30 protein-coding genes and 1 riboswitch are annotated in these 26,508 nt (G+C 39.6%); of the genes, 3 read left to right on the forward strand and 27 right to left on the reverse strand.

Going from position 1 to position 26,508, the window contains the following annotated elements; all coding sequences use genetic code 11:
• Nucleotides 1-121: 121 nt before the first annotated feature.
• The 20 genes from ACFX40_RS09885 to ACFX40_RS09980 form a co-directional block, all read right to left on the reverse strand.
• On the reverse strand, nt 122-1,018 hold the full coding sequence (locus ACFX40_RS09885) for a polyprenyl synthetase family protein (protein ID WP_013059139.1): 897 nt from the start codon (nt 1,016-1,018) through the stop codon (nt 122-124).
• Nucleotides 1,018-1,251 carry an exodeoxyribonuclease VII small subunit gene (locus tag ACFX40_RS09890; RefSeq protein ID WP_013059140.1) on the reverse strand — a complete coding sequence of 78 codons (234 nt, stop codon included), beginning with the start codon at nt 1,249-1,251 and terminating at the stop codon, nt 1,018-1,020. The genes ACFX40_RS09885 and ACFX40_RS09890 overlap by 1 nt, the downstream gene beginning before the upstream one ends.
• Before the next feature lie 3 nt (nt 1,252-1,254).
• Entirely contained in the window at nt 1,255-2,595 is a 1,341-nt protein-coding gene (gene xseA / locus ACFX40_RS09895) for an exodeoxyribonuclease VII large subunit (RefSeq protein WP_377254861.1), read from the reverse strand.
• A gap of 84 nt (nt 2,596-2,679) precedes the next feature.
• Entirely contained in the window at nt 2,680-3,072 is a 393-nt protein-coding gene (gene nusB, locus ACFX40_RS09900) for a transcription antitermination factor NusB (RefSeq protein ID WP_013059142.1), read from the reverse strand.
• 221 nt (nt 3,073-3,293) lie between these two features.
• On the reverse strand, nt 3,294-3,695 hold the full coding sequence (locus ACFX40_RS09905) for an Asp23/Gls24 family envelope stress response protein (RefSeq protein ID WP_013059143.1): 402 nt from the start codon (nt 3,693-3,695) through the stop codon (nt 3,294-3,296).
• A gap of 29 nt (nt 3,696-3,724) precedes the next feature.
• Nucleotides 3,725-5,077 (reverse strand): acetyl-CoA carboxylase biotin carboxylase subunit, encoded by a 1,353-nt coding sequence (accC, locus tag ACFX40_RS09910; RefSeq protein WP_013084993.1) that lies wholly within the window; start codon nt 5,075-5,077, stop codon nt 3,725-3,727.
• Between the two features lie 12 nt (nt 5,078-5,089).
• Nucleotides 5,090-5,596, reverse strand: a complete 507-nt coding sequence (gene accB, locus ACFX40_RS09915; RefSeq protein ID WP_029714777.1) for an acetyl-CoA carboxylase biotin carboxyl carrier protein — start codon at nt 5,594-5,596, stop codon at nt 5,090-5,092.
• 352 nt (nt 5,597-5,948) lie between these two features.
• Nucleotides 5,949-6,599 (reverse strand): SpoIIIAH-like family protein, encoded by a 651-nt coding sequence (locus ACFX40_RS09920; protein WP_225049505.1) that lies wholly within the window; start codon nt 6,597-6,599, stop codon nt 5,949-5,951.
• 7 nt (nt 6,600-6,606) lie between these two features.
• Entirely contained in the window at nt 6,607-7,269 is a 663-nt protein-coding gene (spoIIIAG, locus tag ACFX40_RS09925; RefSeq protein ID WP_013084996.1) for a stage III sporulation protein AG, read from the reverse strand.
• Complete coding sequence (gene spoIIIAF / locus ACFX40_RS09930) at nt 7,266-7,886, reverse strand: stage III sporulation protein AF (protein WP_028410657.1); 621 nt, start codon at nt 7,884-7,886, stop codon at nt 7,266-7,268. Before spoIIIAF ends, spoIIIAG begins: the two co-directional genes overlap by 4 nt.
• A 5-nt stretch (nt 7,887-7,891) precedes the next feature.
• A complete protein-coding gene (spoIIIAE, locus tag ACFX40_RS09935) occupies nt 7,892-9,076 on the reverse strand; it encodes a stage III sporulation protein AE (RefSeq protein ID WP_013059149.1) in 1,185 nt (394 codons plus the stop codon).
• A gap of 24 nt (nt 9,077-9,100) precedes the next feature.
• Nucleotides 9,101-9,484, reverse strand: coding sequence for a stage III sporulation protein AD (gene spoIIIAD, locus ACFX40_RS09940; protein WP_013059150.1), 384 nt, complete (start codon nt 9,482-9,484; stop codon nt 9,101-9,103).
• A gap of 20 nt (nt 9,485-9,504) precedes the next feature.
• Nucleotides 9,505-9,711 carry a stage III sporulation protein AC gene (gene spoIIIAC, locus ACFX40_RS09945; protein ID WP_013059151.1) on the reverse strand — a complete coding sequence of 69 codons (207 nt, stop codon included), beginning with the start codon at nt 9,709-9,711 and terminating at the stop codon, nt 9,505-9,507.
• Nucleotides 9,712-9,730: 19 nt separating this feature from the next.
• Nucleotides 9,731-10,243, reverse strand: a complete 513-nt coding sequence (gene spoIIIAB / locus ACFX40_RS09950; protein ID WP_028410656.1) for a stage III sporulation protein SpoIIIAB — start codon at nt 10,241-10,243, stop codon at nt 9,731-9,733.
• Nucleotides 10,244-10,249: 6 nt separating this feature from the next.
• A complete protein-coding gene (spoIIIAA, locus tag ACFX40_RS09955) occupies nt 10,250-11,197 on the reverse strand; it encodes a stage III sporulation protein AA (RefSeq protein WP_060746984.1) in 948 nt (315 codons plus the stop codon).
• A 65-nt stretch (nt 11,198-11,262) separates the two neighbouring features.
• On the reverse strand, nt 11,263-11,544 hold the full coding sequence (locus ACFX40_RS09960; protein ID WP_013059154.1) for a YqhV family protein: 282 nt from the start codon (nt 11,542-11,544) through the stop codon (nt 11,263-11,265).
• A gap of 138 nt (nt 11,545-11,682) precedes the next feature.
• Nucleotides 11,683-12,240, reverse strand: coding sequence for an elongation factor P (efp, locus tag ACFX40_RS09965; RefSeq protein WP_013059155.1), 558 nt, complete (start codon nt 12,238-12,240; stop codon nt 11,683-11,685).
• Between the two features lie 19 nt (nt 12,241-12,259).
• Complete coding sequence (locus tag ACFX40_RS09970) at nt 12,260-13,318, reverse strand: M24 family metallopeptidase (RefSeq protein ID WP_028410654.1); 1,059 nt, start codon at nt 13,316-13,318, stop codon at nt 12,260-12,262.
• A gap of 1 nt (nt 13,319) precedes the next feature.
• On the reverse strand, nt 13,320-13,757 hold the full coding sequence (gene aroQ, locus ACFX40_RS09975) for a type II 3-dehydroquinate dehydratase (protein WP_098249287.1): 438 nt from the start codon (nt 13,755-13,757) through the stop codon (nt 13,320-13,322).
• A gap of 121 nt (nt 13,758-13,878) precedes the next feature.
• Entirely contained in the window at nt 13,879-14,415 is a 537-nt protein-coding gene (locus ACFX40_RS09980) for a YqhR family membrane protein (RefSeq protein ID WP_016765547.1), read from the reverse strand.
• A 313-nt stretch (nt 14,416-14,728) separates the two neighbouring features.
• Between ACFX40_RS09980 and ACFX40_RS09985 the strand changes: the two genes are divergently transcribed.
• Both ACFX40_RS09985 and ACFX40_RS09990 read left to right on the forward strand, forming a co-directional pair.
• Nucleotides 14,729-15,685 carry a DUF1385 domain-containing protein gene (locus ACFX40_RS09985; protein WP_014458240.1) on the forward strand — a complete coding sequence of 319 codons (957 nt, stop codon included), beginning with the start codon at nt 14,729-14,731 and terminating at the stop codon, nt 15,683-15,685.
• 48 nt (nt 15,686-15,733) lie between these two features.
• Nucleotides 15,734-16,132: an SA1362 family protein gene (locus tag ACFX40_RS09990; RefSeq protein WP_013059160.1), complete on the forward strand. Its 399-nt coding sequence runs from the start codon at nt 15,734-15,736 to the stop codon at nt 16,130-16,132.
• Between the two features lie 30 nt (nt 16,133-16,162).
• Here the strand turns inward: ACFX40_RS09990 and ACFX40_RS09995 are convergent, their stop codons facing one another.
• From ACFX40_RS09995 to ACFX40_RS10010, 4 genes are all read right to left on the reverse strand, one after another.
• Complete coding sequence (locus ACFX40_RS09995) at nt 16,163-17,044, reverse strand: patatin-like phospholipase family protein (RefSeq protein ID WP_016765549.1); 882 nt, start codon at nt 17,042-17,044, stop codon at nt 16,163-16,165.
• A 102-nt stretch (nt 17,045-17,146) separates the two neighbouring features.
• The gene (mntR, locus tag ACFX40_RS10000) at nt 17,147-17,578 is read right to left on the reverse strand and encodes a transcriptional regulator MntR (RefSeq protein WP_013085004.1); all 432 of its coding nucleotides are present in this window, start codon (nt 17,576-17,578) and stop codon (nt 17,147-17,149) included.
• 284 nt (nt 17,579-17,862) lie between these two features.
• Nucleotides 17,863-20,421, reverse strand: coding sequence for a vitamin B12-dependent ribonucleotide reductase (locus ACFX40_RS10005; protein WP_377254864.1), 2,559 nt, complete (start codon nt 20,419-20,421; stop codon nt 17,863-17,865).
• A 312-nt stretch (nt 20,422-20,733) separates the two neighbouring features.
• Nucleotides 20,734-21,567 (reverse strand): lipoate--protein ligase family protein, encoded by an 834-nt coding sequence (locus tag ACFX40_RS10010; protein WP_013085005.1) that lies wholly within the window; start codon nt 21,565-21,567, stop codon nt 20,734-20,736.
• A gap of 229 nt (nt 21,568-21,796) precedes the next feature.
• Between ACFX40_RS10010 and ACFX40_RS10015 the strand changes: the two genes are divergently transcribed.
• On the forward strand, nt 21,797-22,180 hold the full coding sequence (locus ACFX40_RS10015) for a rhodanese-like domain-containing protein (protein ID WP_034276876.1): 384 nt from the start codon (nt 21,797-21,799) through the stop codon (nt 22,178-22,180).
• A 44-nt stretch (nt 22,181-22,224) separates the two neighbouring features.
• Here ACFX40_RS10015 and gcvPB read toward each other — a convergent pair whose 3' ends face one another.
• Genes gcvPB through gcvT form a run of 3 tightly spaced genes read right to left on the reverse strand, consistent with a single transcriptional unit; the run spans nt 22,225 to nt 26,163 of the window.
• Nucleotides 22,225-23,703 carry an aminomethyl-transferring glycine dehydrogenase subunit GcvPB gene (gene gcvPB / locus ACFX40_RS10020; RefSeq protein WP_028410650.1) on the reverse strand — a complete coding sequence of 493 codons (1,479 nt, stop codon included), beginning with the start codon at nt 23,701-23,703 and terminating at the stop codon, nt 22,225-22,227.
• Nucleotides 23,696-25,042: an aminomethyl-transferring glycine dehydrogenase subunit GcvPA gene (gene gcvPA / locus ACFX40_RS10025; protein WP_028410649.1), complete on the reverse strand. Its 1,347-nt coding sequence runs from the start codon at nt 25,040-25,042 to the stop codon at nt 23,696-23,698. The genes gcvPB and gcvPA overlap by 8 nt, the downstream gene beginning before the upstream one ends.
• 20 nt (nt 25,043-25,062) lie before the next feature.
• On the reverse strand, nt 25,063-26,163 hold the full coding sequence (gene gcvT, locus ACFX40_RS10030; RefSeq protein WP_060746977.1) for a glycine cleavage system aminomethyltransferase GcvT: 1,101 nt from the start codon (nt 26,161-26,163) through the stop codon (nt 25,063-25,065).
• Between the two features lie 212 nt (nt 26,164-26,375).
• A riboswitch (glycine riboswitch) is annotated at nt 26,376-26,468 on the reverse strand.
• Nucleotides 26,469-26,508: the final 40 nt, after the last annotated feature.

Consider the following 26,508-nt stretch of genomic DNA (forward strand, 5'->3'; position numbering starts at 1 on the left):
ATATGTCTTTCAAACCTATGCACTACGCTTTTATACAGTAGTAAAATCATTATAGCATAGCCCCTATTGGGACTCAATCTTATTTTACTGTATCACTCAAAAAACCTGACAGAACTCGTCATTAACTATCACGTTTTGCTATATATAAACAAATTTCTTCTAGTAATCCGTGCTTAATTTGAGCTTGACGTAACGAGAGAAGTGCTTGTTCAACATGATACTGTAACTTTTCTTTGGCCGCTTCCATACCTAACAAAGAAGGATATGTCGTTTTTTCATTTTCTGTATCACTGCCAATTGGCTTTCCTAATTTTTCTTCAGACCCTTCCACATCCAAGATATCATCTTGAATTTGAAACGCTAACCCTACATGCTTACTGAATTCTTCTAATAATTCTTGCTGTAGAGGCGTAGCTTTTGCAAGAATAGCTCCTGCTTTTACACAAAAACCTAGCAGCTTCCCCGTTTTGTGAAGGTGAATATATTCAAGCTCATCTAGCGTGAGCTGCTTTTTTTCGCCTTCCATATCCGCAACCTGTCCGCTGATCATACCTTCTGTTCCACTTGCTTTTACCAGTTCTGTAATGAGCTGAAGCTTCATATGTGATGTAATCTCAGGATGTGCCGCTTCAGAAATGAGCTGAAAGCTATTTGTTAAAAGAGCATCTCCAGCTAATATAGCCGTTGCTTCGCCGTACACCTTGTGATTCGTCGGTTTACCTCTTCTTAAGTCGTCATCATCCATGCTAGGTAAATCATCGTGAATGAGAGAATATGTATGAATCATTTCCACTGCACATGCTGTTTCTAATCCCATGCTCTCGTCTTTTCCAAACGCATGTAGCGTTGCAAACAACAGCACTGGGCGAAGTCGCTTTCCTCCTGCCGTAAGAGAGTAAAGCATGGATTCCTTTAAGTTAACCGGAGCATGTAATGCTTTTACCACTTCAGGCAAGCGTGTTTCTACTCGATCTTTTGTAAAAGAAATATACTCTTTTAAATTCATTTCATTCACCATCACTCTTCCTCCTGCACCGAGAATGGCTCAAGCGTTCCGTCTTCACGTAAAATAGTTTCCATTTGCTTTTCAATATGCTGAAGACGATCGTGACAGAATTTTGAAAGAGTCATTCCTTCTTGGAATTGTTGAATTGCTTCTTCTAAAGGCACGTCGCCTTCTTCTAGCTTGTTTACGATGGTTTCTAACTGCTCCATCGCCTCTTCAAACGTATACTCTTTATTTGTCGCCATTTTTCATCGCTCCTCTATTTTCGAAACTTCACACTGCAACTGTCCATCGGTCAAACGAACGTTTACCACATCGCCTTTGGATACTTGTTTGGTTGATTTAATTAACTCTTTTTCTTTATCGTATACTAAGCTGTAGCCTCTTTCCATTGTTTTTAATGGACTAAGCGTATGTAATTTTGACGTTGCCGTTGCAAATAAAAGCTGTTTTTGCTTTAGCAGCTGCTGCATCTCTTTTGTCAGTATTTTCGTCAGCTGCTGTTGACGCTCCGCTGCTTTCGTTAACTGATGCTGGGGGTGATTGCGCAACAAAGCGGCTGTTAGCTGCTCGGAGTTCGTCCGTTTATCTTCAATGTACCTTCTACCTTCACGATAAAAACGCTCCATCAACTGATCTAACTGCTGCTCTTTTTGCTCGACCAACTTTTGAGGATAACGAAAAGCATATGATTTTTGGGATCGTTCAAGCCTGCGGCTACTAGACTGAAGCATTTCTTTCATCGAACGAAGAAGACGGATATTTCGCTGAGTCAATCTTTCTGTAATTTCACTGATATGAGGCACAGCCAATTCCGCAGCACCCGTTGGAGTAGGAGCGCGAAGATCTGCTACAAAATCTGCAATTGTAAAATCGGTTTCATGTCCAACCGCTGAAATAACAGGAATAGTAGAAGTGAAAATTGCACGAGCAACGCTTTCTTCGTTAAAAGCCCAAAGCTCTTCAATTGACCCACCACCGCGGCCAACAATTAATACGTCTGCTTCTTTACGACGGTTTGCTTCTTCAATTGCCTTAATGATAGACGGTGCCGCATTCACTCCTTGAACAAGAGCGGGCATCACAATAATGTTCGCGTTATATCTGCGCTTTAATGTCGTAATAATATCACGTACGGCTGCTCCAGTTGGAGATGTAATAACACCTATTGTTGTTGGATACTTCGGCAGTTTTCGTTTCCTGGCAGGATCAAATAAGCCTTCTTTTTCCAGCTTTTTTTTCAGCTGTTCGTAGGCCAAGTATAAGTTTCCAACGCCCTCAGGCTGCATTTCTTTTACGTACATTTGATAGTTTCCGCTTGGTTCATAAACCGAAATTTCAGCTCGAATGAGTACATTCATTCCTTCTTCAGGCTGAAAATTAAGCTGCCGGTTATGCCCAGCAAACATAACGGCTGCGATACGAGCATTTTGATCTTTCAAGGTGAAATACATATGTCCCCGACTATGACGTTTAAAGTTAGAAATTTCTCCTTTAATCCATACATCTTGCATGTGAGGGTCTACATCAAACTTGCGCTTAATGTATCGTGTAAGAGCCGTAACGGTTAGATAACGCACTTCACTCATCGTTTTGCCTCCTTTGCAGTCACCCTCTCCCCTTTATATAAAGGAGAGAAGCATTTTGGTCACTTGATTTGGCAAGATGAACCTTTATTTAGATAAAGTTGTTAACACTTTAGACAATACGCCATTGATAAACTTGCTTGATTGATCATCGCCAAACGTTTTCGCTAATTCAATCGCTTCATTTAACGTAACGCTCGTAGGAATTTCTTCTTCATACTTCATTTCGTATACGGCAATACGTAGGATAACGCGGTCTACAGTAGCTACACGATCTAACGTCCATTTTTCTAAATGATTGCGTAAAAGTTCATCAATTTCTTGCTGATGTTCAACCACACCTAGCACGAGACTTTCTAAAAATTGATCAGACTTTTCATTTTGTACAACATTTCCGATTGCCTCCATTGGCTCGGTCTGCCCTAAATCATGCTGAAATAGTGCTTGTAATGCTTTTTGGCGTGCTGTATGTCTTTTCATTATTTTTGCTCCTTTATTTATCTTCTTCAACTAGTATACCTAGATAATAGCATAGTTTATGAAACGATACTTCATTGTTCTTAGACGAAGTTTGTAGAACACGAAAAAGACCGTCTTTATGACGAGACAGTCTTTTTCACTTTACCATAGCTTGTGTTGAAAAGGAACAAGTAATCATACGTTATTCCATTTTAGCAACAGCCGTTAGGTCAACGTTTGTTTTATTCAACTTCTTCAATATCAGTTTTTTGCGTATCAAACTGAATCCCTACGATATGAATGTTTACTTCATCGAGATCAATAGCTGTCATATTTTTAAGGGCTTGACGAATGTTATCTTGTACTTGTTGCGCTACGTTTGGAATAGACACTCCAAACTTCATCATACAAAATACGTCTACTTTTATCCCGTTTTCTGTTAAGTCCACTTTTACACCTTTACCGTGGTTTTTCTTTCCTAGTTTCTCCACAACGCCAGCTGCAAAATTTCCTCTCATTGCAGAAACGCCTTCTACTTCAGAAGCAGCAATACCCGCAATGACTTCAATAACCTCAGGAGCAATTTCTACTTTGCCAAGAGAATTTGGGTGTTCTTCCATTTCTAATACATGATTTTCATTCATGTACAGCACCTCCTATAGTTTATATTATACTAAGAATTCATTACGTCATATAGCTCAAGAAACTTCGTGTTGAATTCACCGCTAACAAATTTTTCATGATTTAATAGTTTTTGGTGAAAAGGAATAGTGGTCGCCACGCCGTCGATAACAAATTCATCTAACGCGCGCTTCATTCGTTCAATAGCTTCCTCACGAGTTGGCGCATGAACGATCAATTTAGCCACCATTGAATCATAGTAAGGCGGGATTGCATAGCCCGGGTATGCAGCAGAGTCTACGCGCACTCCGTAGCCACCTGGCGGCAAGTACATTTGAATCGTACCTGGTGATGGCATAAAGTTTTTCTCTGGGTTTTCTGCATTGATTCGGCACTCAATTGCCCATCCGTTAAATGTCACTTCTTCTTGCGTAAACGGTAAAGTTTCACCATTTGCCACTTTGATTTGTTCTTTAATTAAATCAACTCCTGTCACCATCTCTGTAACAGGGTGTTCTACTTGGATACGCGTATTCATTTCCATGAAGTAAAATTTGTTTTCACGGTAATCATAAATGAATTCCACTGTTCCGGCTCCTGTGTAATTAACGGCTTGAGCAGCTTTAACAGCAGCGTCGCCCATTAATTCACGCGTTTTTTCGTCTAACGCTGGAGAAGGCGTTTCTTCAATTAATTTTTGAAGACGACGTTGAATCGAGCAATCACGCTCTCCTAAATGTACAGTATTCCCATGAGAATCAGCCAACACTTGGATCTCAACGTGACGGAAATCCTCAATGAACTTTTCAATGTACACACCAGGGTTACCGAAAGCTGTAGCAGCTTCTTGCTGTGTAATTGTAATACCTTTGATAAGCTCTTGTTCATTTTTCGCAACGCGGATTCCTTTTCCTCCGCCTCCTGCCGTTGCTTTAATAATAACAGGATAGCCAATATCATTAGCAATTGACATACCGTCTTCCACTGACTCTACAATTCCAGTTGAACCAGGAACAATTGGGACACCCGCTTCACGCATCGTTTCTCTCGCTACGTCTTTTGTTCCCATTTTGTTAATGGCTTCAGGACTTGGTCCTACAAATGTAACGTTACACTCTCTGCATAGCTCTGCAAAATCAGCGTTTTCAGCTAAAAAGCCGTATCCAGGGTGAATGGCGTCACAGCCCGTTAGCATCGCAACGCTCATAATGTTTGTAAAGTTTAAATAGCTGTCTTTAGATGACGTTGGTCCAATACAATACGCTTCGTCTGCTAATTGTACATGCAAAGAGTCACGATCAGCTTGAGAATGAACAGCTACTGATTCTACACCTAATTCTTTACACGCTCGAATAATTCGAACCGCAATTTCTCCTCGATTCGCAATTAATAGCTTTTTAATCATATTTACCGCTCCTTATTCAGGCTTTACTAAGAAAAGAGGTTGACCGTATTCTACAAGTTGTCCATTTTCAACTAATACGTCAACGATTTCACCTTTAACTTCTGCTTCGATTTCATTGAATAATTTCATTGCTTCTACAATACATACAACCGAATCTTTTTGTACTTTATCTCCAGGCGTTACGTATACATCTGTTTCTGGCGATGATGACGCATAGAATGTCCCTACCATCGGAGATGTAATTTTATGTAAGCTTTCATCAACCGCTGGGGCCGCTTGTTCTTCTTTTGGTTGAGCAGACTGTGCTGCTGGGGCTGGCGCTGGAGCCGCTGCTGCCTGCGGTGCTGGGGCTGCCACTTGTTCAGGTGCCGAAACCACTACTTGCTGCGCTTGTTTGGAAACAATTGCGTCTTTTTTCTTCATCTTGATTTTGGAGCCTTCGTGCTCATAGGTGAACTCCTCGATTGATGATTGATCAACTAGTTTAATGATCTCACGGATCTCTTGAATTTTTAACATATTGAACACTCCTACCTCATGAAAATAGAATTCTCTACAATGTTAATAATACGATAGATGGCTACAGCCATTCAATTCGTTTGGCAAACATTAAAAAGAAGTTCCACTTACTCTATAATAACTTTTTAGCGTTATCGTTTTATAAATGGAAACATAGCTTTACAGATGACAATACGTATGAAAACATTTGTCACCTAGTACTAATATAAGATTATGAAACCTATTATAACCGAAGTAAAAAAAGAAAGCCATGTTAAAATTTTTACCGTCTCGCTTAGATTTTAGTCATTTCATAAAAAAAGAAGTGTAAACAACCCCAATTTACGGCTGTTTCACACTTCTTTTATTCCCTTTATTTAGTTGGCTGAAACTCTACCGCTACTTCTTTTGGACCCATTTCTTTTTTGACTAGCTGAATGATTTGATTTGCTTTTGTTTTTGAGTGTTTTTCTGTCTTAACCGTAATTTGTACTTGCTTTCCGTCTGCTCTTACTAGCGCGTCACTGTATCCTTTTGCTTTAATTAATGTTTCCAGCGTGGCTTCTTTTTCCCCTAGCTTTGATAATTCATCAATTTTATCCATCGCCTTGCTTACTTCCGCAGGCGTCACATTTTTTGATGCCGCTACTTCTTGATACTCTTCTTTTAATTGACTTCTTTCATCATTTAATTCCAAACGAAGCGCCGTAAATAGCTCATCGCTATCCGTGCTTGATACAACCGCTGATTCTTTTGCATTTTTAGCCGTTTCCTTCTTTACATCTTCTGCTGAGCCTTCAGTTTTTGAATCTTCTTTTGTTCCTGATTTCTCATCTGTCTGTTGTTTTGTATCTTCTGCAGGAGCCTTGTCATCAGCTTGCTTTTCGCTTTGCTTTTCATTGTCTACTAACGCAACATTACTCTGAGGATTTTCTGGCGTTGTCATATAATACACCGATAACACAACCACTAAACTTAGCATTGTTAATAACCAAACCGTTTGCTTTTTTAATAACATATTCATTTCCCCCTCATCCTTTTTTCGCTAATACTGCTACTCTATGACTTGGTATATCGAGCGCTCTTGTCACGGCTTCAATAATAGATTTCTTTACCTCGATATTATCAGCTCCTTTAGCGACAACTAACACGCCTCTTACTTTTGGTTTTTCGGTTTTAACTACAACAGGCTTTTCTTGTTCTCCGCTTCTTACAATGACCAGCTGTTCGTCTGTTGAGGAATCTTCAACTTTACGAGTCCCTCCTTCACGGTCCGTTTCGTTGGTCGTTTGCGATTTTGTGACGCTGTTTTTTTCATATATTTTGGATTCTGTTGCATCTAGGTTCACAATTACTTTTACCTTACTTACGCCTCTAACTTGATCCAAAATATCTTTCAATTCTTCCTCATACCGCTCTTCATAACCTGTCATCGTTGTTGTCTTTTTAGAGCTAAAAGCGGGAACATCCTGTGATACCGGTGGTGCGCTGGTTTCTTTGCTTGCACTCTTTAGTAATCCGCCTGAATTCATAGATGTTGTGAGTGAGTTGCTAAATACCATAAAGATAACGCCTGCAGCTAGTAAAATGCCTATATACATTAACTTTGAAGGTTTCTTCGTAGTTGATGACTGTTTAAGTGAAAAGAACCGCTGAAAAAATGATGGGTCACCTTTTTCTGGCTTTTGACTCATTTCGTGTCTCCCTCCTCCATATTCACAACAACTTGGCCTTGTTTTACATCCCATTTTGCTGCTAAATAGTTGGATAATTTCTTGGATTCTGTTGGTTTGTTTGTTTCGATCGGTGTGGAGGTATCAATAGAAATAACTTTCACAGCTGAAACAACCTCGGAATCATCCGATGCTTTTTTACTTACGGCAACTGAAATGGATTTAATATTATCAGCGGTAGGTTCGTCGTTCGGCTTTTTTGTTTCAATGTGAATTCGATCAATTGCTACACCATACTGATCCATCAACTCCTCTTTTACATCTGTCTCCATTTGGACAGCCATTTGTTCTAAAATATATGCACGTTGTGAAGCTTGTATTTCTTTTTTCTGATTTTCTATTGAATTTTCTACCTGCTGATCGGATCGAATAGATGATAAGCTAAGTGATTTCAGCATTTGATTAACATCCACTTTGAAAATTTGAAAAACGGGTGTAATAATAATCAGCATTAAAAGAAGTCCAACCACCAGCTTTGTATATTTTTGAAAACTAGAATTGGGCAATAGTAAATTAATAATGGTAGCTAATAAGATAAAAAGAACGATATTAGTAATCCACGTCGTTAAGGCCTGCAATTTCTTCACCTCACCATCATTGTGACGTTGCTCGCTGTAATGATGACCGTTAAACATAAGAAAAACATAAGCGAGACAACCGCAAGCGCCGCGAAAATATAGATGACGCTTTTGCTGATAATGCTCAAGCAGGAAATAACCGGTCCTCCTCCAATAGGTTGAAGAAGAGCTGCTGCTAGCTTATAGATAAAAGCGAGCGTTAACACTTTAATAGCCGGAAACGCGACGATTAACAGTAAGACTGCTACTCCAGCAATCCCTACTGAATTCTTTAATAGAAGCGAGGCACTGATGACTGTATCAGCCGCATCTGTGAATACACGTCCTACAACAGGTATAAAGTTCCCTGTGACAAACTTTGCCGTTCGAATTGTAATACCGTCGGCAACAGCTGAGGTGGCCCCTTGAACGGACAGCACCCCTAAAAAAACAGTTAGGAATATTCCAAGCACGCCAATGCTTATATTTCTCAACAGCTGAGCAAGCTGTGTAACCTTATGTTCATCTGAAATCGTACTCACAATGCTAAGCAGTGCTGAAAGAAAAAGCAGCGGCATCACTACGTATTGAATAAGCAAACCGCTTGTGTTCATTAAAAACAAAATCATCGGATGAAAAAAGGCTGCCGATACAACTCCTCCTGATGATGCCATTAAGGCAAGCAGCAGCGGCACCAGAGCTAAAATGAATTTGGTCATGGTCTCAATCGCTCCCGTTGCATAAGAGATAGCAATTTGAAAACTATTAAGAGCAATGATGATCAAAACCATATATACAAGCGCATACGCTACTTTACTTACGGTTTGCTGATTAAACGCACTTTGGAGCGTTTGTAAAAACACGCTAAAAACCGTTAGCATAATGAGCGTGCCGAGGAGCTTTCCATTCGCTAATACTTCATGAAATAAAAACTTTACAAGACCTCCTAGCCATTCTTTAAGAGAGAACTCTTTTTCTCCTTTTAAAAAATCGACTAAACTTCCCTTCTGACTCTCGGGTAAAAAGCCGCCGTATTGGGTAATAATATCGTCCCAAAACTGTTTGACTTCATCGATACCGAGCTTATCAATTTGTTCATTGACAAGTTCTTGCTGCTTCGGGGGTTCGGAAGCTTGTACATTTTCTGGAAAGAAAAAAAAGAGGAACAAAAGAAGAGCGAGTATATTCACTTTAAACGTCCACCGCTTCATTTCGTCACCTCATATTAAGTAAAATTAATTGGGCAGCATTGAAATAATCGTTTCAATAATGACCGTTAAAATAGGAATTGCCATGGAGAGAATCAGCACTTTTCCACCTAATTCAATTTTAGAAGCAATGGCACCCTGCCCTGCATCTTTCGTAATTTGAGCACCAAATTCGGCGATATAGGCGATACCAATAATTTTCAAAATGGTTTCCACATAAATCATGTTAACGTGGGCATTAATCGACAGCCGCTCGACCATCTTAATAATTTCGTAGATTTGATCAATTAAAAAAAGAAAGATCACGGATCCCACGAATACAACAAGTAAAAAAGCAATAGGTGATTTATGTTCTTTTAAAATAAGAGCCAAAAACGTAGCTACTAACCCTAAGCCCACAATTTGAAGCATTTCAATGGCAACTCACCCCTCTACCCTTGAAATAAAAAAACCGATTTGATTTTTTGAAATAAGTCCTCTACAATCGAAGCAACCATAAATAAAATATAAATAAAACCGATGAGGGTAACCCAGTTCGCGTAATCTTTTTTTCCCATCTGTTCGAGTACGGTGACTAAAAAAGCTACGACGATACCAATCCCAGCAATCTGAAAAATGGTGTTCATATCAATTCCCACATTCAATCCTCCTCTATCGCTACATCAATAGAATGACCAGTAGCAACCCAGATAGAAAGCCTAAACTTTTAACCATTTTTTCATAGCGATTCTGCTTATCAATTGCATCTTGTTCTTCGCGTTCAAGATGATTCAGCGTCAGTAAGATATGCTTTTGCTGCGAATAACGATCATGCTGACCAAGCGTTTCACCAAATTGTTTTAAGATTTCTAGTTCTCCCGTTTTAAGTGCGGTTTGTTTCCAAAATTGGTCCAACGTCTTTTCCCAAGCTTCCTTGACACTTTCAGTACCTTCTTTTAATTTCATTGAAAACTCATTAAATAAAGAAGCCAAAGGATTAGGAAGCTGTAGAGATAACAAATGAGCAACTTCTTGAAGAGGCCGATTGCTGTACATAATTTCTGCTTCTAACGACCTCAGAGCCGTTTTTAATTGCCTGAGCTGCCTGGGTCTTGCACTAAGCTGCTTTGCAAACTCAAACCCTGTGTAAGTGGAAGCAAATAAGATAAAGATGGCACCAAACAGTTTCATACACCATCACCCTTTACTATTTTCAATAAGCGACTTTTCAACGGACGTTTTCATGGAATTATAGTGCTCATCGTAGATAGCCTGAAGTGTTCCAGGACCTCGGCTGTTCGATAGCACAACATACCTTTTGAATACGTGAAGTTTCATTAAAGCTTGCAAAGTGGGACGCTTCATTAAATCGTCAATGTCATAGCCATGAACAGTCATAATGACACGAACGCCAGCATTAACCGCTTCAAGTACGGCCTTACAATCTTCTTCACTTCCCACTTCATCCACGATCAGCACATCGGGGCTCATGGAGCGAATCATCATCATCATGCCTTCAGCTTTCGGACAGCTGTCTAATAAATCCATTCTAGATCCGAATGTATGCTGAGGAACCCCTTTAACAGCCCCAGCAATTTCTGATCGTTCATCTACAATTCCCACTTTAAACGGAGGAATCTTAGAGCGCTCTATGCCAGTACTTATTACTCTGGCTAAATCGCGAATCATGGTTGTTTTTCCTGTTTGAGGAGGTCCTATAATGACCGTACTTTGCCAATAGCGATTGTATAAAAAAGGAATAAGCTGATTCGAAATACCAATCTTTTGTTTAGCAATCCGGATATTAAAGGATGATACATCTCGAATCACACGAACCTGTCCATTTTCTGTTACAACTTTTCCCGCTAGCCCAACCCGGTGCCCGCCTTCAATGGTGACATATCCTTTTTTCAATTCTTCTTCAATCATATAAATTGAAAACTGGCTTAATTTATTTAAGATAAATAAAGCATCTTCTGCACTTGGAAGATACGATTCGAAATATGGCTGATTGTTGATTGTAAATTCGACAGGTCTTCCTATACGCACTCGAATTTCTTCTAGTACATGAGAATGGTTTGTAACATAAAATTCAACAGTCTTTTTTAAATTAGGCGGAAAGATTGCAAGTATTTCGTTTAACATATTCATCCCCTCATATTTGAACTCACTTCAATGTATTATAAGCTTGACCATTTTATGCCTACCTTTTATTTAAAAACACCGATTAAAATGAAGAGCACTCCTACTACAATCATGATTAATTTCCCAAAAGATAATTGATCGGCTACGGACACTAAACCTATGGTAAAAGAACTCACCATTACAATCGGACCAACAAGTGCTAACATTCCATTAATCATTAACGCTTTTTTCACATCATTGTTTGTGACAATTAAAATAGCGGCAATAAACTCAATAAATGAAGAAATAAATCGAAGGCACGCCATCGTTAATACCGTACCGTTTAAATGATCCAACCACTGCTTCATAAGCCCCTCCTATATCTCTGCGTTGTTTAGTACAACCTATGCAAAATAAGGAAGAGTTAGCACAAAAAAACATACAAAAAAGGCAGAGAATGATTCTCTGCCTTTTTTGTATGTTTGCAGCTTGCTTACACGATCCAATTACGCGCGTGATACGTAGCTGCTGTCTGTTGTGTTGATAATTAATACGTCGCCTTCGTTTACGAAGAACGGAACGTTTACTGTTAAGCCAGTTTCCACAGTTGCTGGTTTTGTACCGCCAGAAGCTGTGTCACCTTTAATACCAGGTTCAGTTTCTGTTACTTTAAGCTCAACTGTGTTTGGAAGTTCAACACCTAATGTCTCACCTTGGTACATCATAATTGCTACTTCCATATTCTCTTTTAAGAATTTTAGCTCATATTCAATTGCACTTGCTGGAAGCTCTAATTGCTCATAAGACTGGTTGTCCATGAATACGTGCTGATCGCCGCTTGCATATAGATATTGCATTTTACGGTTATCAATTTGTGCTTTTCCTACTTTTTCACCTGCACGGAACGTTTTTTCTTGCACAGCTCCTGTACGAAGGTTACGTAGTTTTGAGCGAACGAATGCAGCGCCTTTACCAGGCTTTACGTGTTGGAAATCCATTACACGCCAAATACCTCCGTCTACTTCTACTGTCAAACCTGTACGAAAATCATTTACTGAAATCATGAAGAAATCCTCCTACATTTTATAAAATAATGAACTCTTTTGATGAGTGCGATAATGCCTCATTACCTTCTGCTGTGACGATCGTATCATCTTCAATACGAACGCCCCCTAAGTCTGGTATGTAAATACCTGGTTCAACGGTTACAATCATACCTGGCTGCAGTACATCTGTAGATTTCACAGAAAGTGATGGGCCTTCATGTACTTCTAACCCTACGCCGTGACCGGTCGAATGTCCAAAATACTGGCCGTATCCGTGTTCTGTAATATAATCACGCGTTAACGCATCTGCTTCTTTACCCGTCATACCCGCTTTGATGCCGCTCATTCCATTAAGCTGCGCTTGCAGTACGACATTATAAATTTCTTTTAGCTTATCACTTACTTCACCGACGGCAAATGTCCGTGTGATATCTGAACAGTAACCGTTATAGTATGCGCCAAAATCAAGCGTTACAAGTTCCCCTTTTTCAATTACTTTTTCAGAAGCAACACCATGCGGTAAAGCCCCGCGATGCCCTGAAGCAACAATTGTATCAAAAGATGAAGATGTTGCGCCTTGTTTTCTCATAAAGAACTCCAGTTCATTAGATACTTGAAGCTCTGTTAAACCAGGACGAACAAAGGTTAAAATATGTTCATATGCTGCATCTGCTATTTTTGCAGCTTCCTTTAATATCTTAATCTCTGAGTCACTCTTTATCAAGCGTAAGTTTTCGATTGCGTGCGAGATTGGAACAAGTTCCGCGCCGATATGCTTATCAAATAATTGATGCTGTCCATATGTAACATAATTCTGTTCAAAACCAAGCTTTTTAATTCCAAATTGTTTCACTACATTCGCTACTTCTTCTACAATAGGACCCTTGTGCTGAACGATATCAAAACCTTCTGTTTGACTAGTTGCTTGTTCAACATAACGAAAATCTGTTACAAATGCCGCTTTGTCTTCAGAAATGATAACGACACCAGCAGATCCTGTGAAATTGGTCATATAGCGTCTGTTATATTCACTTGTAATTACAACACCATCCACATTCAACTTTGAAAACTGTTCGCGTAGTTTTTCGATTTTCATTTTATTTCCCCCTTAATTGTAAAAGTGCCTGCAGGGCAAGCTCGTATCCGTATAAACCTAACCCGACAATTTGACCATGTGTAACAGGTGCCGTCACCGAATGGTGGCGAAAATCTTCACGCTTATGTACGTTCGAAATATGCACTTCAATAACAGGAACAGATATACTGGCAATCGCATCTCGAATGGCATAACTGTAGTGAGTAAAAGCACCAGGATTGATCATAATCCCATCAAATTTCTCATCTGCTTCATGAATCCAGTCGATAATTACACCTTCGTGATTAGACTGTACGCACTCAACTTCTACCCTATGGTCTCTGCCTGCTCGCTGAAGCTTCTCTTCAAGATTTTGAAGATTATCTGTCCCATATACCGCTGGTTCGCGTACGCCTAAACGATTTAAATTAGGACCGTTTATTACTAAAATCTTATTCATCTTAATTCAACACTCTCCCCTACTACGAACCCTTTATGCAGCTCACTTATGTGAATTTGCACTTTATTTTTCTTTTTAAATCATTATATAGAATATATTAGCATACGTTGGAACATTCACACTACTTATTCGCCGTTTGAAAATCTGTAGATTCATCTTTTGTTTGAAGCTCTGCAGCTTCAAAAGAAATGGAATATCCGATGAATACACCATATAAAATATAAATACAGAGGGATGAAATAATCGTGTTAGCTGGAAGCTCTCCAATTGTTTTTAAGTTGGGAAAGAGCGGATTCAAAACAACGAATACAATTGCCCACCATAATAAGCCGTAAGCAAAACCTATCCAAATTGTTTTAAACTTCTTTAATAGGACGTAGTATAACAACCCGACAACAATAGATAATACCCCTATAAGAAAAATACTGACGATAACACCTATTCCTTTATCCTTCCAATCACCTAACGCCCATGGATCTAAAAGCATATTTGGATTGATAACACTAAAGCTGAACAGATAATTTAAATAGCCAATAAAGCTCCAGAAAATCCCTCCAAAAAAGGAAATAAAGATGGCTTTAAATAAAAAAGACATTTCCTGTTTATGCGTAGGGTGGTTATCCTGTTTTTTTTCATGCTGTTCTTTAGGTTCTGACATATTAATCACCTCTTGATGTAGTATGAACTTTTTTCTCATTTCCTACTGACTCATTTCTAAGTTTTTACGTTTATTACTCTTCCTATACGCAAGAAGGGAGCCTGATATCAAAGAGACATTTTTAAATTACTTCGCACAGAGTTTCATAAACAAATTTTATAAGTGAAAGGAAAAAAATTCATAACAAGGGTGTGGAGATGAAAAATATTGGCTAAACTAGATAACATGCATCCGCCTAGAGGTTTATTTGATTTTGCTGTAGAATATAAAATACTAAGAAGTCTAGTCTAGTTAAGTTAGGTTGGTGCCTGAAATGTCTAAATTACAAAAACCTGCGTATGGTGGTCAAGCCGTTATAGAAGGCGTCATGTTCGGTGGCAAACGTATGATGGTGACGGCTATTCGCCGCAAAGATCAATCTATTGATTATTTTCATTCAAAAAGAAAATCAAATTCCGTACTCACTGCTTTAAAAAAAATTCCTTTTTTACGAGGAATTGCTGCTATTGTTGAAGCCAGTGCAAACGGTACGCAGCACTTGAACTTTTCCTCTGAACGCTATGACGTGAATCCAGAAGATGATGCTCAAGTAGCAGCAGAACAACAAAAAGAGAAAAAAGAATCAAAACTATCTTTAATATTTGGCGTTGCAACTATTGGTGTAATATCCTTTCTTTTCGGGAAAGTACTATTTACATTGATTCCTGTGTTTTTAGCACAATTGACACGTCCTGTTTTCACTTCAAGTGTAGCTCAGGTTTTTATTGAAGGAGTATTTAAACTATTATTGCTTCTTGGCTATATTTATGTGATTTCACAAACGCCACTTATTAAACGGGTGTTTCAATATCATGGAGCAGAACACAAGGTCATTAATGCATATGAAAACAATGCTGAACTTACGGTAGAAGCCGTGCAAGCACAGTCTCGACTTCATTATCGCTGCGGAAGTAGCTTTATCCTCTTTACCGTAGTTGTAGGAATGTTTGTCTACCTACTTGTTCCAACGGATCCTCTTTGGTTACGAATTGTGGATCGCCTTGCATTAATTCCAGTTGTCCTTGGTTTATCATTTGAAGTGTTACAGTTAACCAATAAAGTTCGTCATGTCCCTCTTCTTCGCTTTTTAGGTTATCCCGGTTTATGGCTTCAGCTTTTAACAACCAAAGAACCAAAAGATGATCAAGTTGAAGTTGCGATTGCTTCATTTAAAGAACTTTTACGCGTTGAAAATGAACTTTCTTCTACCACTGACGAACAAGTTGTCTAATCCACACCGTTTTGCTTTCTTTTTTTACTATTTTAGGAGGTGAACAAAATGAGACGTCCATTCGTGAAACCACTTGTATATGGTCTAATCGGGTTAGGAGTCATTGGCTTTGCATTTACGTTGATTACAGATCCAGCTGTTTTATTACGTCAAGCAGGTTATATTTTTCTGTTTATCATTTTGTTTTACTTAGTTTATCGGTTTATTCTCCGCCCTTCTCAGACAAAAGGTCAAGATAGAGGCTATGTGCGCGCAGTAAAACAATCAAAACTGCGTCAAAAAGAAAAAGAGCGAGGAAGCAACAAAGTTGATATGCATACGTACCGAAGCTCAAATAAGCGCCCGGTATCCAAATCAACGAAACCGCTAAAGAAAAAGAAAAACAACTCACACTTGACCGTCATCGAAGGTAAAAAAGGAAAAAAGAAAAATAGAGCATTCTTTTAAAAAAACAAGGAGAAAAGCCTCCTTGTTTTTTTAATAGCACCATTTTTTCAAAAATGCCCTTGTACGCTTTTTTCCAAACGCAATCAGCTCCTCCTTCCGTTCTTCTGTGAGGGTAAATTCTGTCGCAAAAACTTGATTAACAGGTAAAAAGATAATATTTTTTTCGTGACGTTTTGAAATATGCCTTGCATCGTGCGCATCTTTCATCGTCTCAAAAAGCGCGCTGAATAAACCAACGGCATTTTTAATTTTATTCCGTTCCCTTTCTTCGTCCTTCGGGCTCAGCTTCACACCAATTACCGGTCGCTTCTTAAGACTTTTATCATCATCAAACAGAAAAATTGGAAAGTTGCTTAACACGCCCCCGTCGACTATTAAACTGCTTGGGGTAGATTTTAATTTAACCGGCTCAAAAAAATATGGAATGCTGCAGCTCATTCGAACGGCTCTTGCTACAGAAAAGCGATTCGGGTCGATTTGATATTTAGGCAAATCATCTGGAAGAACAAGCATCGTACTGTTGGTCAAGTCTGACGCAATAATACGCAGCGACTGATCAGGCAAATCAGCAAATGTACGAATTCCTCTGCTCCGCAATTTCTCAGCAATCCACTTTTCAAGCCTTTCTCCTTTATACAATCCCATTTTCCAATATAAAAACAGCCACTTTGTCAAGCTCGATGGTAAAAAAGACATTCTTTGATCTAAAAAAGACGATAACTCAATTTCATTCATCATTTCAACAATTTCTTCACTTGTATAACCGGCTGCTACAAATGCACAAATAATGGAACCCGCACTCGTTCCGGCTAACCGCCGAAAGATCAAGCCTTTTTCTTCTAGAGCTTGTAACGCGCCAATCAGTGCAAGCCCTTTAATACCGCCACCTGAAAACACTCCGTCGACGTACACAGCCTCTCCTCCAAACTACCCACTCTACATTTGTAGTCGACTCAGCAACAAGTTATGATAAAAAGAAAAAAAGCAGTGACGCTATTGGCCGCTGCTTTTTTCTTATAATTTTTGCTCTTCTTCATTTCGTTTTTGTACATTGCGAAGATCTTGAATACGGTTATGATTTTCTTCAAAGTATTGAACCAAATCTCCAATTCGATCAATGGAATTCCAGCTTAAATGATGTTCAATTCCTTCTACGTCATCATAAATATTTTTCTCATCTACGCCAATGATGCGCAGCAGCTGCTCTAAAAGCTCGTGGCGATAAACAAGACGTTTTCCAATCTTCTGCCCCTTAGCTGTTAAAACAAGGCCTCGATATTTTTCATAAATTAAGTACTCATCTTTGTCTAGCTTTTGAACCATCTTCGTTACAGATGAGGGGTGAACCGCCAATGCATCAGCAATATCAGACACTCGAGCGTATCCTTTATCTTCAATTAGCATATATATTTGTTCAATATAATCTTCCATACTCGGTGTAGGCATGAAATCTCCCCCAATTAATATTATGTATTGCTAATAATAAGTCATAAATGTCTGTTTCTTATAGTGATATCGTGTTCATGTTTGATAATCTATGTGAAAAAAACGTGTAAATAAAGCGATGTCATAAGATAAAACTGGATAAAAGACATTCAATTAAAATCATACTACAATGCTTATTCAAATACAAGAACCGTTCGATCCCGCTTCTTATTTATGCCCCATTTTTATACATAATAAAAGCTGACTCGTTTGAGTCAGCTTTTACTAGTCAATCATGTTCAAAATTAAAGGCCGCATTTCAGCTGTGCACCACAGTTTGTACATGTGTTGCATCCGCCCATTTCTTCTACCGTTCCTTGACGGCAAACCGGACAAGTATTACCTACTTCAGAACCGATTGTTACATCAGTTGAACGAATTTCATTAATTGTATCAACTAACACAACGTGCGGTTTCGTTTCTTCTTTTGGCGCTTCAATTTCTTCATCAAACGTATTTTCTTCTGCTTTTAGCGTTAAGACTTGTGCATCACGGCTGCCGTCTACGTACACCGTACCGCCTTTTGCTCCGCCTTTATACAGACGCTCGTACACTTTTTGAACTTGCTCTACTGTGTAACCGCGAGGAGCGTTTACTGTTTTACTAATTGAACTGTCAATCCAGCGCTGAATCACACATTGCACGTCCGCGTGAGCTTGTGGTGCAAGTTCCATAGCTGAAATGAACCATTCAGGAAGATTGTTTGGATCTGCTTCTGGATGCTGATCTAAATACTCTTGAACGATATCAGCTTTTACTTCAATAAATTTACCTAAACGGCCGCTTCGGAAGTATGAGAATGAGAAATAAGGTTCAAGACCCGTTGATACTCCAACCATTGTTCCAGTACTGCCTGTTGGCGCTACTGTTAATAAATGAGAGTTTCGGATACCGTTCTCTTTAATGTTTTGACGAATATCTTCAGGCATTTTTTTCATGAAGCCTGTATTTGTAAATGCTTCACGTAAAGAAGCCGTTTCAGCATCTGTTTCACCCACTAAGAACGGGAAGCTTCCTTTTTCTTTTCCAAGCTCTACAGACGCGCGGTAAGCCGTCGTTGCAATTGTTTCAAACACTTTATCTACTAACTCATTGCCTTTGTCAGAGCCGTACTCTGTCTCACAATAAATAAGAAGATCGTGAAGACCCATTACACCAAGGCCAACGCGGCGTTCGCCAAGCGCTTGCTTTTGGTTTTCTTCTAAGAAATAAGGAGTTGCATCAATAACGTTATCTTGCATTCTAACGCCTGTTTCAACCGTTTGACGTAACTTTTCAAAATTAACAGTTTTCGTTTCTTTATCTGCCATTTGCGCTAAGTTAACAGCAGCTAAGTTGCAGACAGAGAATGGTGCAAGTGGTTGTTCACCACATGGATTTGTTGCAACAACGTGCTGACCATATGCTTGAGCATTTGTCATGTCATTAGCATTGTCGAAGAAGAAAATGCCTGGTTCAGCTGAGTACGTTGCACAGATGTTAATTAAGTTCCATAGCTCTTTTGCACGGATAGTACGGTACGTACGAACTTTGTTTCCTTGTTTTGCCCATTCGCGCACGTCGCCTACTTCGTGCCAGTTTTCATTGTAGTTAGCCATTTCTTCTTTTGAATAGCTTTCTACGTCTGGGAAGCGAAGTTCGTATTCTCCGTCGTTTTCAACAGCATCCATGAAATCTTTTGTTAAGCATACAGAAATGTTTGCTCCTGTTAAAAACTCTGAGTTATGAACGCTGTACGTTCCGCCTGTTTGCAGCTTTTCTTCTGCATCTTTGATGATTTTTTCACTGAATCCACCAAGACCAGGAATTTGTTTATAGTTAATGATTCCTTGATACATCGCTTCTTCAGACTCTGTTAGCGGCGTGAACTTCAATTTATCTTGCGCATGTTTTTTAATCATTTCGTCATTTGTGTTTTCAATTAAGAAACGTAAAATGCGAGGGTTTTGCATTTTAGAAATAATAAACTCTACAATGTCAGGATGCCAGTCGGCAAGCATGATCATTTGGGCGCCCCTGCGCGACCCACCTTGTTCAACAAGATGCGTCAGTTTAGCAATATCATCTAACCATGAAACCGAACCAGATGATTTGCCGTTTACACCGCGAGCCAGCGTGTTGCGCGGGCGAAGAGTTGAACCATTCGTTCCAACACCGCCTCCACGGCTCATAATTTCCATTACTTGTTTGCGGTGTTCTGAAATACCTTCACGTGAATCTTTTACATAAGGCATTACATAACAGTTGAAGTACGTTACGTCCGTATCAGCACCTGCACCGTAAAGAACGCGGCCAGCTGGTACAAAGTTTAGCAGAACAAGCTCTTGATAGAACTTTTCAAACCACTCTTTGCGCTTAGCTTCTGTTTTTTCCACAGAAGCTAAGCCTGTTGCATTACGTTTTGCAATTTGCTCATAAAAGACTTCTAGAGGTTTTTCAATGACATCTAAAGAACGAGTAATTAATCCGTTTTCTGCTTCTTCAGGCGATAAAGCTCCTCTAAACTCATCTTCTACCTTGACAACAGCGGTTTTTTGCTCAAAATTAATGCTTTCCACATAGCCAAGTCCTCGTGCTGGAAATTTTGGATCTTCCTTTACGGTTAGAACAACAAAATCTCCTTCTGATAACGTTAATTTTTCCGTATCCTTAAACGCATAGCGGTCTAACATTACCAATCTTGAAACACCTTTATGAGTCAACTTCATATCCGGTGTAATCGGATGTACTTGCGGAAAGCGTTCAATATCTGAATTGAGCTTTTCAACATTCATATTCACTTTTTGATTTAACAAAACAGTCATTCTCACAACTCCTTACCTATCGAACATCTATAAATTTATTAACTCTATTTCCTTTTAAAGGAAATAGAGTTTTTCAATCAACTATCAATAACTTACCACACGGCTTGGACGAATTCAATATATAGTATTTGACACTTCTCCAAACATCTACATATAGAAGGGTGTCAAGTGAAATATTTTTTTTTTCGTAAAAAAAGTGTTTGACTTTTCTTCTCTATGTATTCTATTAGCCAAGCATTGTTTCTAAAAATCCCAATAAAAAGTGCAACTTATAAGAAGTTGCACTTTTATCTATTTCCCATGGGCATCCGTTTAGCGCTTAAAGTTCCATTCATCCGATCCGTACTTTGTGCGCGCTAGTTCTTCTACATATGCTTCCTCTTCTTCAGACAGTGTATACGGTTCTAAATCGATATCAAGAGCAGAAGCAAATCCTTTATAAAACGCTTCTTTTGCTTCTTCAATAGAGATTTTGCGGCCCGCAATTGCATTGATGGCTACCGCTTTGGAACGAAATGCGCGCTGCATTCTTTCTTTCACACGATCATTTGGATAATTAAACACGCTGAATAATTTATCTTCATCAATCTCTAACAGAATAGAGCCGTGCTGTAGAATAACTCCTTTTTGTCTAGTTTGGGCACTTCCAGCAATTTTGCGGCCCTCTACAACTAGTTCATACCAAGAAGGAGCATCAAAGCACACGGACGAACGAGGGTTTTTTAAGCTATTTTTTTCTTCTTCTGAACGAGGAATAGCAAAATAAGCCTCGAGCCCTAACGAACGAAATCCTTCCAGTAAACCTTCAGAGATTACGCGATATGCCTCTGTAACTGTCTTAGGCATGTTAGGATACTCTTCAGATACAATTACGCTGTAAGTAAGCTCTTCATCATGAAGCACGCCCCTGCCGCCCGTTGGACGTCTTACAAAGCCCAGTCCTAATTCTTTTACTTTATCAAAGTTAATTTCTTTTTCAGCTTTTTGAAAATAACCGATTGACAGCGTTGGAGGGTTCCATCCGTAAAAACGAATCGTAGGTGGAATTTCTCCTTTACTATGCCATTCTAATAACGCTTCATCTAACGCCATATTGTAATAAGGCGAACGGTTGTTGGAATCAATAAATCTCCACTTTGCTTTCATCTACCTCATCCTCAGCTATATGTAATATAAAAATAAATCCGTTTTTTAGTCTACCAAAAGATTGAGCTAAGGAAAAGCAAAGAGCAACATAAAACTGTGAATTCAAATGTGGTAGTTTTTTCATTTTCGGGAAGAAATCCGCTAGATTCAAGGCAAAATCGCTTTACTTCTAATTTCATTCACTTATATAATAAGAGTATGGATTTTGTCGAAGAAAGGAAGAATCAGCATGTCACCAATTACAGCAGTACTCATTTTACTTGGAGTAATCATCATATACTCTGTCGTTATGTTCTTTGTCCAACGTCGCATTATGAAAACGTTAACTGAAGAAGAATTCCGCAGCGGCTACCGCAAGGCACAGCTAGTTGATATCCGTGAGCCGAATGAATTCGAAAACGGACATATTTTAGGCGCACGAAATATTCCTCTTTCACAGTTCCGTATGCGCATTAAAGAATTCCGTCCAGATCAGCCTGTCTACATCTATTGTCAAAGCGGAATGCGCACAGGACGCGCAGCACAAATGCTTCGTCGCCACGGTGTTCAAGAAATCTATGATTTAAAAGGCGGCTTCAAAATGTGGAACGGTAAAGTGAAAAAGAAAAAATAATGGTATGTATATAGAAAAACCTCGCCTTTGGGCGAGGTTTTTTGTTAGACGTTTTGAACAGCCTGTTCTTTCTGATAGCGAAGAACTGGCTTTCTCGCTGCGAGCGTTTCGTCAAGGCGCTTCACAACCGTTGTATGCGGAGCTTCCTGTACGACTTCAGGCGTTTCTTCTGCTTCTTTTGCAATTTGAATCATCGCATCGATAAACGCATCTAGCGTTTCTTTCGACTCCGTTTCCGTTGGTTCGATCATCATGCACTCTTCTACGATAAGCGGGAAGTAGATAGTCGGCGGATGATAGCCAAAATCAAGCAGTCGTTTCGCGATATCCAATGTGCGTACCCCAAGCTTTTTCTGACGTTTTCCTGATAAAACAAATTCGTGCTTACAGTGACGGTCAAACGGCAACTCATAGTGCTCTGCTAAACGACGCATCATATAATTGGCGTTTAGCACAGCGTTTTCCGTCACGGCTTTTAAGCCGTCTGGACCCATTGAACGAATATACGTATAAGCGCGAACGTTGATGCCGAAGTTGCCGTAAAACGGCTTTACGCGTCCAATTGACTGAGGACGGTTATAGTCAAAGTGATAGCCTTGTTCTGTTTTCACAAGCACTGGTTTAGGCAAATACGGAATTAAATCTGCTTTTACCCCTACCGGACCAGAACCAGGACCGCCTCCTCCATGAGGACCTGTAAACGTTTTATGAAGGTTTAAATGAACCACGTCAAACCCCATATCTCCAGGACGGGCTTTACTTAATACTGCGTTTAAATTTGCACCGTCATAATAAAGCTTTCCACCTGCTGCGTGAACAATTTCAGCCATTTCTAAAATATCTTCTTCAAATAACCCCAGCGTATTTGGATTTGTTAACATTAAAGCGGCTGTATCTTCTCCTACTACGCGGCGTAAATCCTCTAAGTCCACTAAACCATGTTCGTTTGATTTTACCGTTACCGTTTCAAATCCCGCAACTGTTGCCGAAGCCGGGTTCGTTCCGTGGGCTGAGTCTGGAACAATGACTTTTGTTCGCTGCGTCTCACCATTTGCTTCGTGATAGGCACGAATCATCATAAGCCCGGTCCACTCGCCGTGAGCACCTGCTGCTGGCTGAAGCGTTACTTCATCCATTCCTGTGATTTCTGTTAAATGCTCTTGTAAATCATATAAAAGTTCGAGAGCACCTTGAACCGTTTGCTCATCCTGAAGCGGATGAATATGCGCAAACCCAGCAATGCGTGCTGCTTGTTCGTTCACTTTTGGATTATATTTCATCGTACATGAACCAAGCGGATAAAACCCTGAATCTACTCCGTGATTTCGTTTTGAAAGCGCGGTGTAATGACGCATAATATCGAGTTCTGATACTTCAGGAAGCTCAGGAGCTTTAGTACGCACATACGCTTTTCCAAGCAGTTCTTCAGCATTAACTTTTGGCACATCTAACTCTGGCAATGAATAGCCGATTCGCCCTTCTTTACTGCTTTCAAAAATAAGTGATTGATTTTGATTAAGCATGAAGATCCCCCAATTCATTTACAAGTTGGTCAATTTCCTCTTTTGTACGGAGCTCTGTAAAAGCAAGCAGCATGTGATTTTCAAGCGCTTGGTTATCACGGCTAAGATCATAACCGCCAATTATTTTTGAAGCTAATAACTGACTGTTTGCTTCTGTTACCGAAACAGGAAGCTTCACGACTAATTCATTAAAAAACGGTCCTTCAAATGCTACATTTACCCCTTTTGCCTTTAACGCTTCATATGCATAATGCGCTTTTGATAAATTTTGCAGCGCCATTTCTTTTACACCTTGCTTGCCTAAAGCTGTCATGGCAACTGATGCCGCTAAAGCATTTAACGCTTGATTTGAACAAATGTTAGACGTCGCTTTATCGCGGCGTATATGCTGTTCACGTGCTTGAAGGGTTAAAACAAACCCTCGCTTACCGTTTTCATCTACCGTTTGCCCTACTAAACGTCCTGGGATTTTTCGCATAAGCTTAGACGTAGTTGCAAAGTATCCGCAGTGCGGGCCTCCAAATTGACTTGGAATACCAAATGGCTGTGCATCTCCAATGACAATATCAGCTCCGAACTCTCCAGGAGGCGTAAGTAAACCTAATGATAACGGATTGCTTGAAACCACAAACATGCATTTTTCTTGATGGGTAATTTCTTCAATTTCTTTTAACGGCTCGATTTGTCCGTAGAAATTTGGATACTGGACAATAACAGCTGCCACGTCACTCCCCATCTCTTTTTCTAATGCAATCATATCTGTTACTCCGTCTGCTGCAGGGATTTCTACCACTTCAATGTATTGACCCTTCGCATACGTTTTTAACACATCTTTTGACTCAGGGTGAACAGCCGCAGAGACAAGTACTTTTTTCTTTTTTGTTTGACCCGCACTGAGCATAGCGGCTTCTGCTAAAGCAGTTCCTCCGTCATACATAGAAGAATTAGCCACGTCCATCCCCGTTAACTCACAAATCATTGTTTGAAATTCAAAGATGGCCTGAAGTTCTCCTTGAGAAATTTCTGGTTGATACGGAGTATAGGCCGTATAAAATTCCGAACGAGAAATAACATGATCAACAATAACCGGCATGTAATGATCGTAAACTCCTGCTCCTAAAAAAGAAGCATAGTCTTTTAAATGAGCATTTTTAGCAGCCATACTATTTAATTCTTTTAACAACTGAGGCTCTGAGGCCGCTTTTTTAATATTGTATTCTCCTTGAAAACGAACGCGCTGCGGAATATCTGAAAATAAATCATCAACAGATGAAACACCAATTGCTGCTAACATTTGCTGCTGATCTTGTTCTGTCATTGGTAAATAGCGATGTAACATGTTAAATTCCTCCCCAAAGCTTACTTTGAACGTTTATAAAAAGGTGTTGAAACCACTTTTGCTTTTAAGCGTTTTTTCCGAACCTGTACTTCCACTTCTTGACCAAGCTCTGTATACTCTGCTGACAATAGTGCTAGACCGATGTTTTTCTTTAATGTCGGTGACTGTGTACCTGTTGTCACAAATCCAATTTGTTCTTCATCTGCAAATACTTCGTAACCGTGTCTTGGTATACCTTTATCAATCATTTCAATTCCTACCAGCTTACGAGGTGCCCCGCTTTCACGCTGTTCTTTTAACACTTCTTTTCCAATAAAGCTGTCTTTGTTCGTTTTTACTGCAAATCCAATTCGAGCTTCAATGGGCGTAATATCTTTTGAAAGCTCTTGGCCATATAAAGCCAAAGTGGCTTCAAAACGAAGCGTATCGCGAGCTCCTAATCCGCAAGGCAGCACACCTTCATCACTGCCTGCTTCTAAAATAGCCGTCCACAAGTGAGCGGCGTCAGTTGAAGAACAATAAATTTCAAAGCCGTCTTCCCCGGTGTACCCAGTACGTGAAACGAGAGCTTTTATATTCGCTACTTCTACATCATCAGCAAATGTAAATGGCTTTAATAGAGCTAAATTTTCGTTCGTTAACGTTTGTAAAACTTTTTCTGCTACAGGACCTTGTAAAGCTAACTGCGCAGTTTCATCAGATTGATTAACGAGCGTTACATCTCCTTGTTTGTGAGACACCAGCCACTCATAGTCTTTTTGAATATTAGCAGCGTTTACGACTAGCAAATACTCTTGATCTGCTTTTTTATAAATCAGCAAATCATCTACCGTGCCTCCGTCTTCATAACACATAGCCGTATACTGCGCTTTTCCATCTACGAGGGTAGAAACGTCATTTGTCATCGTGTGCTGAAGAAAAGCTAAGCTATCAGCTCCTGTTACAAGAATTTCTCCCATATGAGAGACATCAAAAAGCCCTGCCTTTGTACGTACAGCTTCATGCTCTTCTTTAATAGAAGAAAATTGAACGGGAAGAGCCCATCCGCCAAAATCAATTGTTTTGGCACCATATTTTTGATAGGTATCATAAAGCGGCGTTTTGTGTAATTCTGTTGTCATATTTATGTCCTCCTCTTTTTCACGTGAAACTTTTCATAACGGGGAGTTTTCAAATAGTGTGGGGATCACTATGTATCCAAACAAAAAAGGACAGAAAACCCCCTACTGTATTTAGTAGGAAGTCTCTGTCCTTTTCACCTGAAAGTTTACCTATAAACGAATAGGTTTGCCTCGTGGGTGGTCTATAAACGCATAGACACTCTCCAGAGCTGCGTCAAACAAGAGTCTTTTTGCCTGAGAGATTCACAATTTTATTGCTTGCTCCTTCGGCGCTACATTCAAGTAGTCTCTCCCCGTGTCGTCATTCGCTTCTATAAAGTTGGTAAAGTTGGGCATACTACTGAA

It is taken from the genome of Priestia sp. YIM B13552 (assembly GCF_042787775.1).
Lineage (GTDB): Bacteria > Bacillota > Bacilli > Bacillales > Bacillaceae_H > Priestia > Priestia megaterium_E.

What these genes read in the sequence shown, in the direction of transcription:
- spoIIIAB (WP_028410656.1), bottom strand. Translation starts at nt 10,243, where the DNA reads ATGAAACTGTTTGGTGCCATCTTTATCTTATTTGCTTCCACTTACACA.
- ACFX40_RS09985 (WP_014458240.1), top strand. Translation starts at nt 14,729, where the DNA reads ATGTCTAAATTACAAAAACCTGCGTATGGTGGTCAAGCCGTTATAGAA.
- ACFX40_RS09920 (WP_225049505.1), bottom strand. Translation starts at nt 6,599, where the DNA reads ATGAATATGTTATTAAAAAAGCAAACGGTTTGGTTATTAACAATGCTA.
- mntR (WP_013085004.1), bottom strand. Translation starts at nt 17,578, where the DNA reads ATGCCTACACCGAGTATGGAAGATTATATTGAACAAATATATATGCTA.
- accC (WP_013084993.1), bottom strand. Translation starts at nt 5,077, where the DNA reads ATGATTAAAAAGCTATTAATTGCGAATCGAGGAGAAATTGCGGTTCGA.
- ACFX40_RS09990 (WP_013059160.1), top strand. Translation starts at nt 15,734, where the DNA reads ATGAGACGTCCATTCGTGAAACCACTTGTATATGGTCTAATCGGGTTA.
- ACFX40_RS09905 (WP_013059143.1), bottom strand. Translation starts at nt 3,695, where the DNA reads ATGAATGAAAATCATGTATTAGAAATGGAAGAACACCCAAATTCTCTT.
- gcvPB (WP_028410650.1), bottom strand. Translation starts at nt 23,703, where the DNA reads ATGCTTAATCAAAATCAATCACTTATTTTTGAAAGCAGTAAAGAAGGG.
- spoIIIAG (WP_013084996.1), bottom strand. Translation starts at nt 7,269, where the DNA reads ATGAGTCAAAAGCCAGAAAAAGGTGACCCATCATTTTTTCAGCGGTTC.
- xseA (WP_377254861.1), bottom strand. Translation starts at nt 2,595, where the DNA reads ATGAGTGAAGTGCGTTATCTAACCGTTACGGCTCTTACACGATACATT.
- accB (WP_029714777.1), bottom strand. Translation starts at nt 5,596, where the DNA reads ATGTTAAAAATTCAAGAGATCCGTGAGATCATTAAACTAGTTGATCAA.
- ACFX40_RS09970 (WP_028410654.1), bottom strand. Translation starts at nt 13,318, where the DNA reads ATGAAAATCGAAAAACTACGCGAACAGTTTTCAAAGTTGAATGTGGAT.
- gcvPA (WP_028410649.1), bottom strand. Translation starts at nt 25,042, where the DNA reads ATGTTACATCGCTATTTACCAATGACAGAACAAGATCAGCAGCAAATG.
- ACFX40_RS10005 (WP_377254864.1), bottom strand. Translation starts at nt 20,421, where the DNA reads ATGACTGTTTTGTTAAATCAAAAAGTGAATATGAATGTTGAAAAGCTC.
- ACFX40_RS09885 (WP_013059139.1), bottom strand. Translation starts at nt 1,018, where the DNA reads ATGGTGAATGAAATGAATTTAAAAGAGTATATTTCTTTTACAAAAGAT.
- spoIIIAA (WP_060746984.1), bottom strand. Translation starts at nt 11,197, where the DNA reads ATGTTAAACGAAATACTTGCAATCTTTCCGCCTAATTTAAAAAAGACT.
- ACFX40_RS09960 (WP_013059154.1), bottom strand. Translation starts at nt 11,544, where the DNA reads ATGAAGCAGTGGTTGGATCATTTAAACGGTACGGTATTAACGATGGCG.
- ACFX40_RS10010 (WP_013085005.1), bottom strand. Translation starts at nt 21,567, where the DNA reads ATGAAAGCAAAGTGGAGATTTATTGATTCCAACAACCGTTCGCCTTAT.
- spoIIIAE (WP_013059149.1), bottom strand. Translation starts at nt 9,076, where the DNA reads ATGAAGCGGTGGACGTTTAAAGTGAATATACTCGCTCTTCTTTTGTTC.
- nusB (WP_013059142.1), bottom strand. Translation starts at nt 3,072, where the DNA reads ATGAAAAGACATACAGCACGCCAAAAAGCATTACAAGCACTATTTCAG.
- spoIIIAD (WP_013059150.1), bottom strand. Translation starts at nt 9,484, where the DNA reads ATGCTTCAAATTGTGGGCTTAGGGTTAGTAGCTACGTTTTTGGCTCTT.
- ACFX40_RS10015 (WP_034276876.1), top strand. Translation starts at nt 21,797, where the DNA reads ATGTCACCAATTACAGCAGTACTCATTTTACTTGGAGTAATCATCATA.
- gcvT (WP_060746977.1), bottom strand. Translation starts at nt 26,163, where the DNA reads ATGACAACAGAATTACACAAAACGCCGCTTTATGATACCTATCAAAAA.
- efp (WP_013059155.1), bottom strand. Translation starts at nt 12,240, where the DNA reads ATGATTTCAGTAAATGATTTTCGTACAGGTTTGACAGTAGAAGTAGAC.
- ACFX40_RS09890 (WP_013059140.1), bottom strand. Translation starts at nt 1,251, where the DNA reads ATGGCGACAAATAAAGAGTATACGTTTGAAGAGGCGATGGAGCAGTTA.
- ACFX40_RS09980 (WP_016765547.1), bottom strand. Translation starts at nt 14,415, where the DNA reads ATGTCAGAACCTAAAGAACAGCATGAAAAAAAACAGGATAACCACCCT.
- aroQ (WP_098249287.1), bottom strand. Translation starts at nt 13,757, where the DNA reads ATGAATAAGATTTTAGTAATAAACGGTCCTAATTTAAATCGTTTAGGC.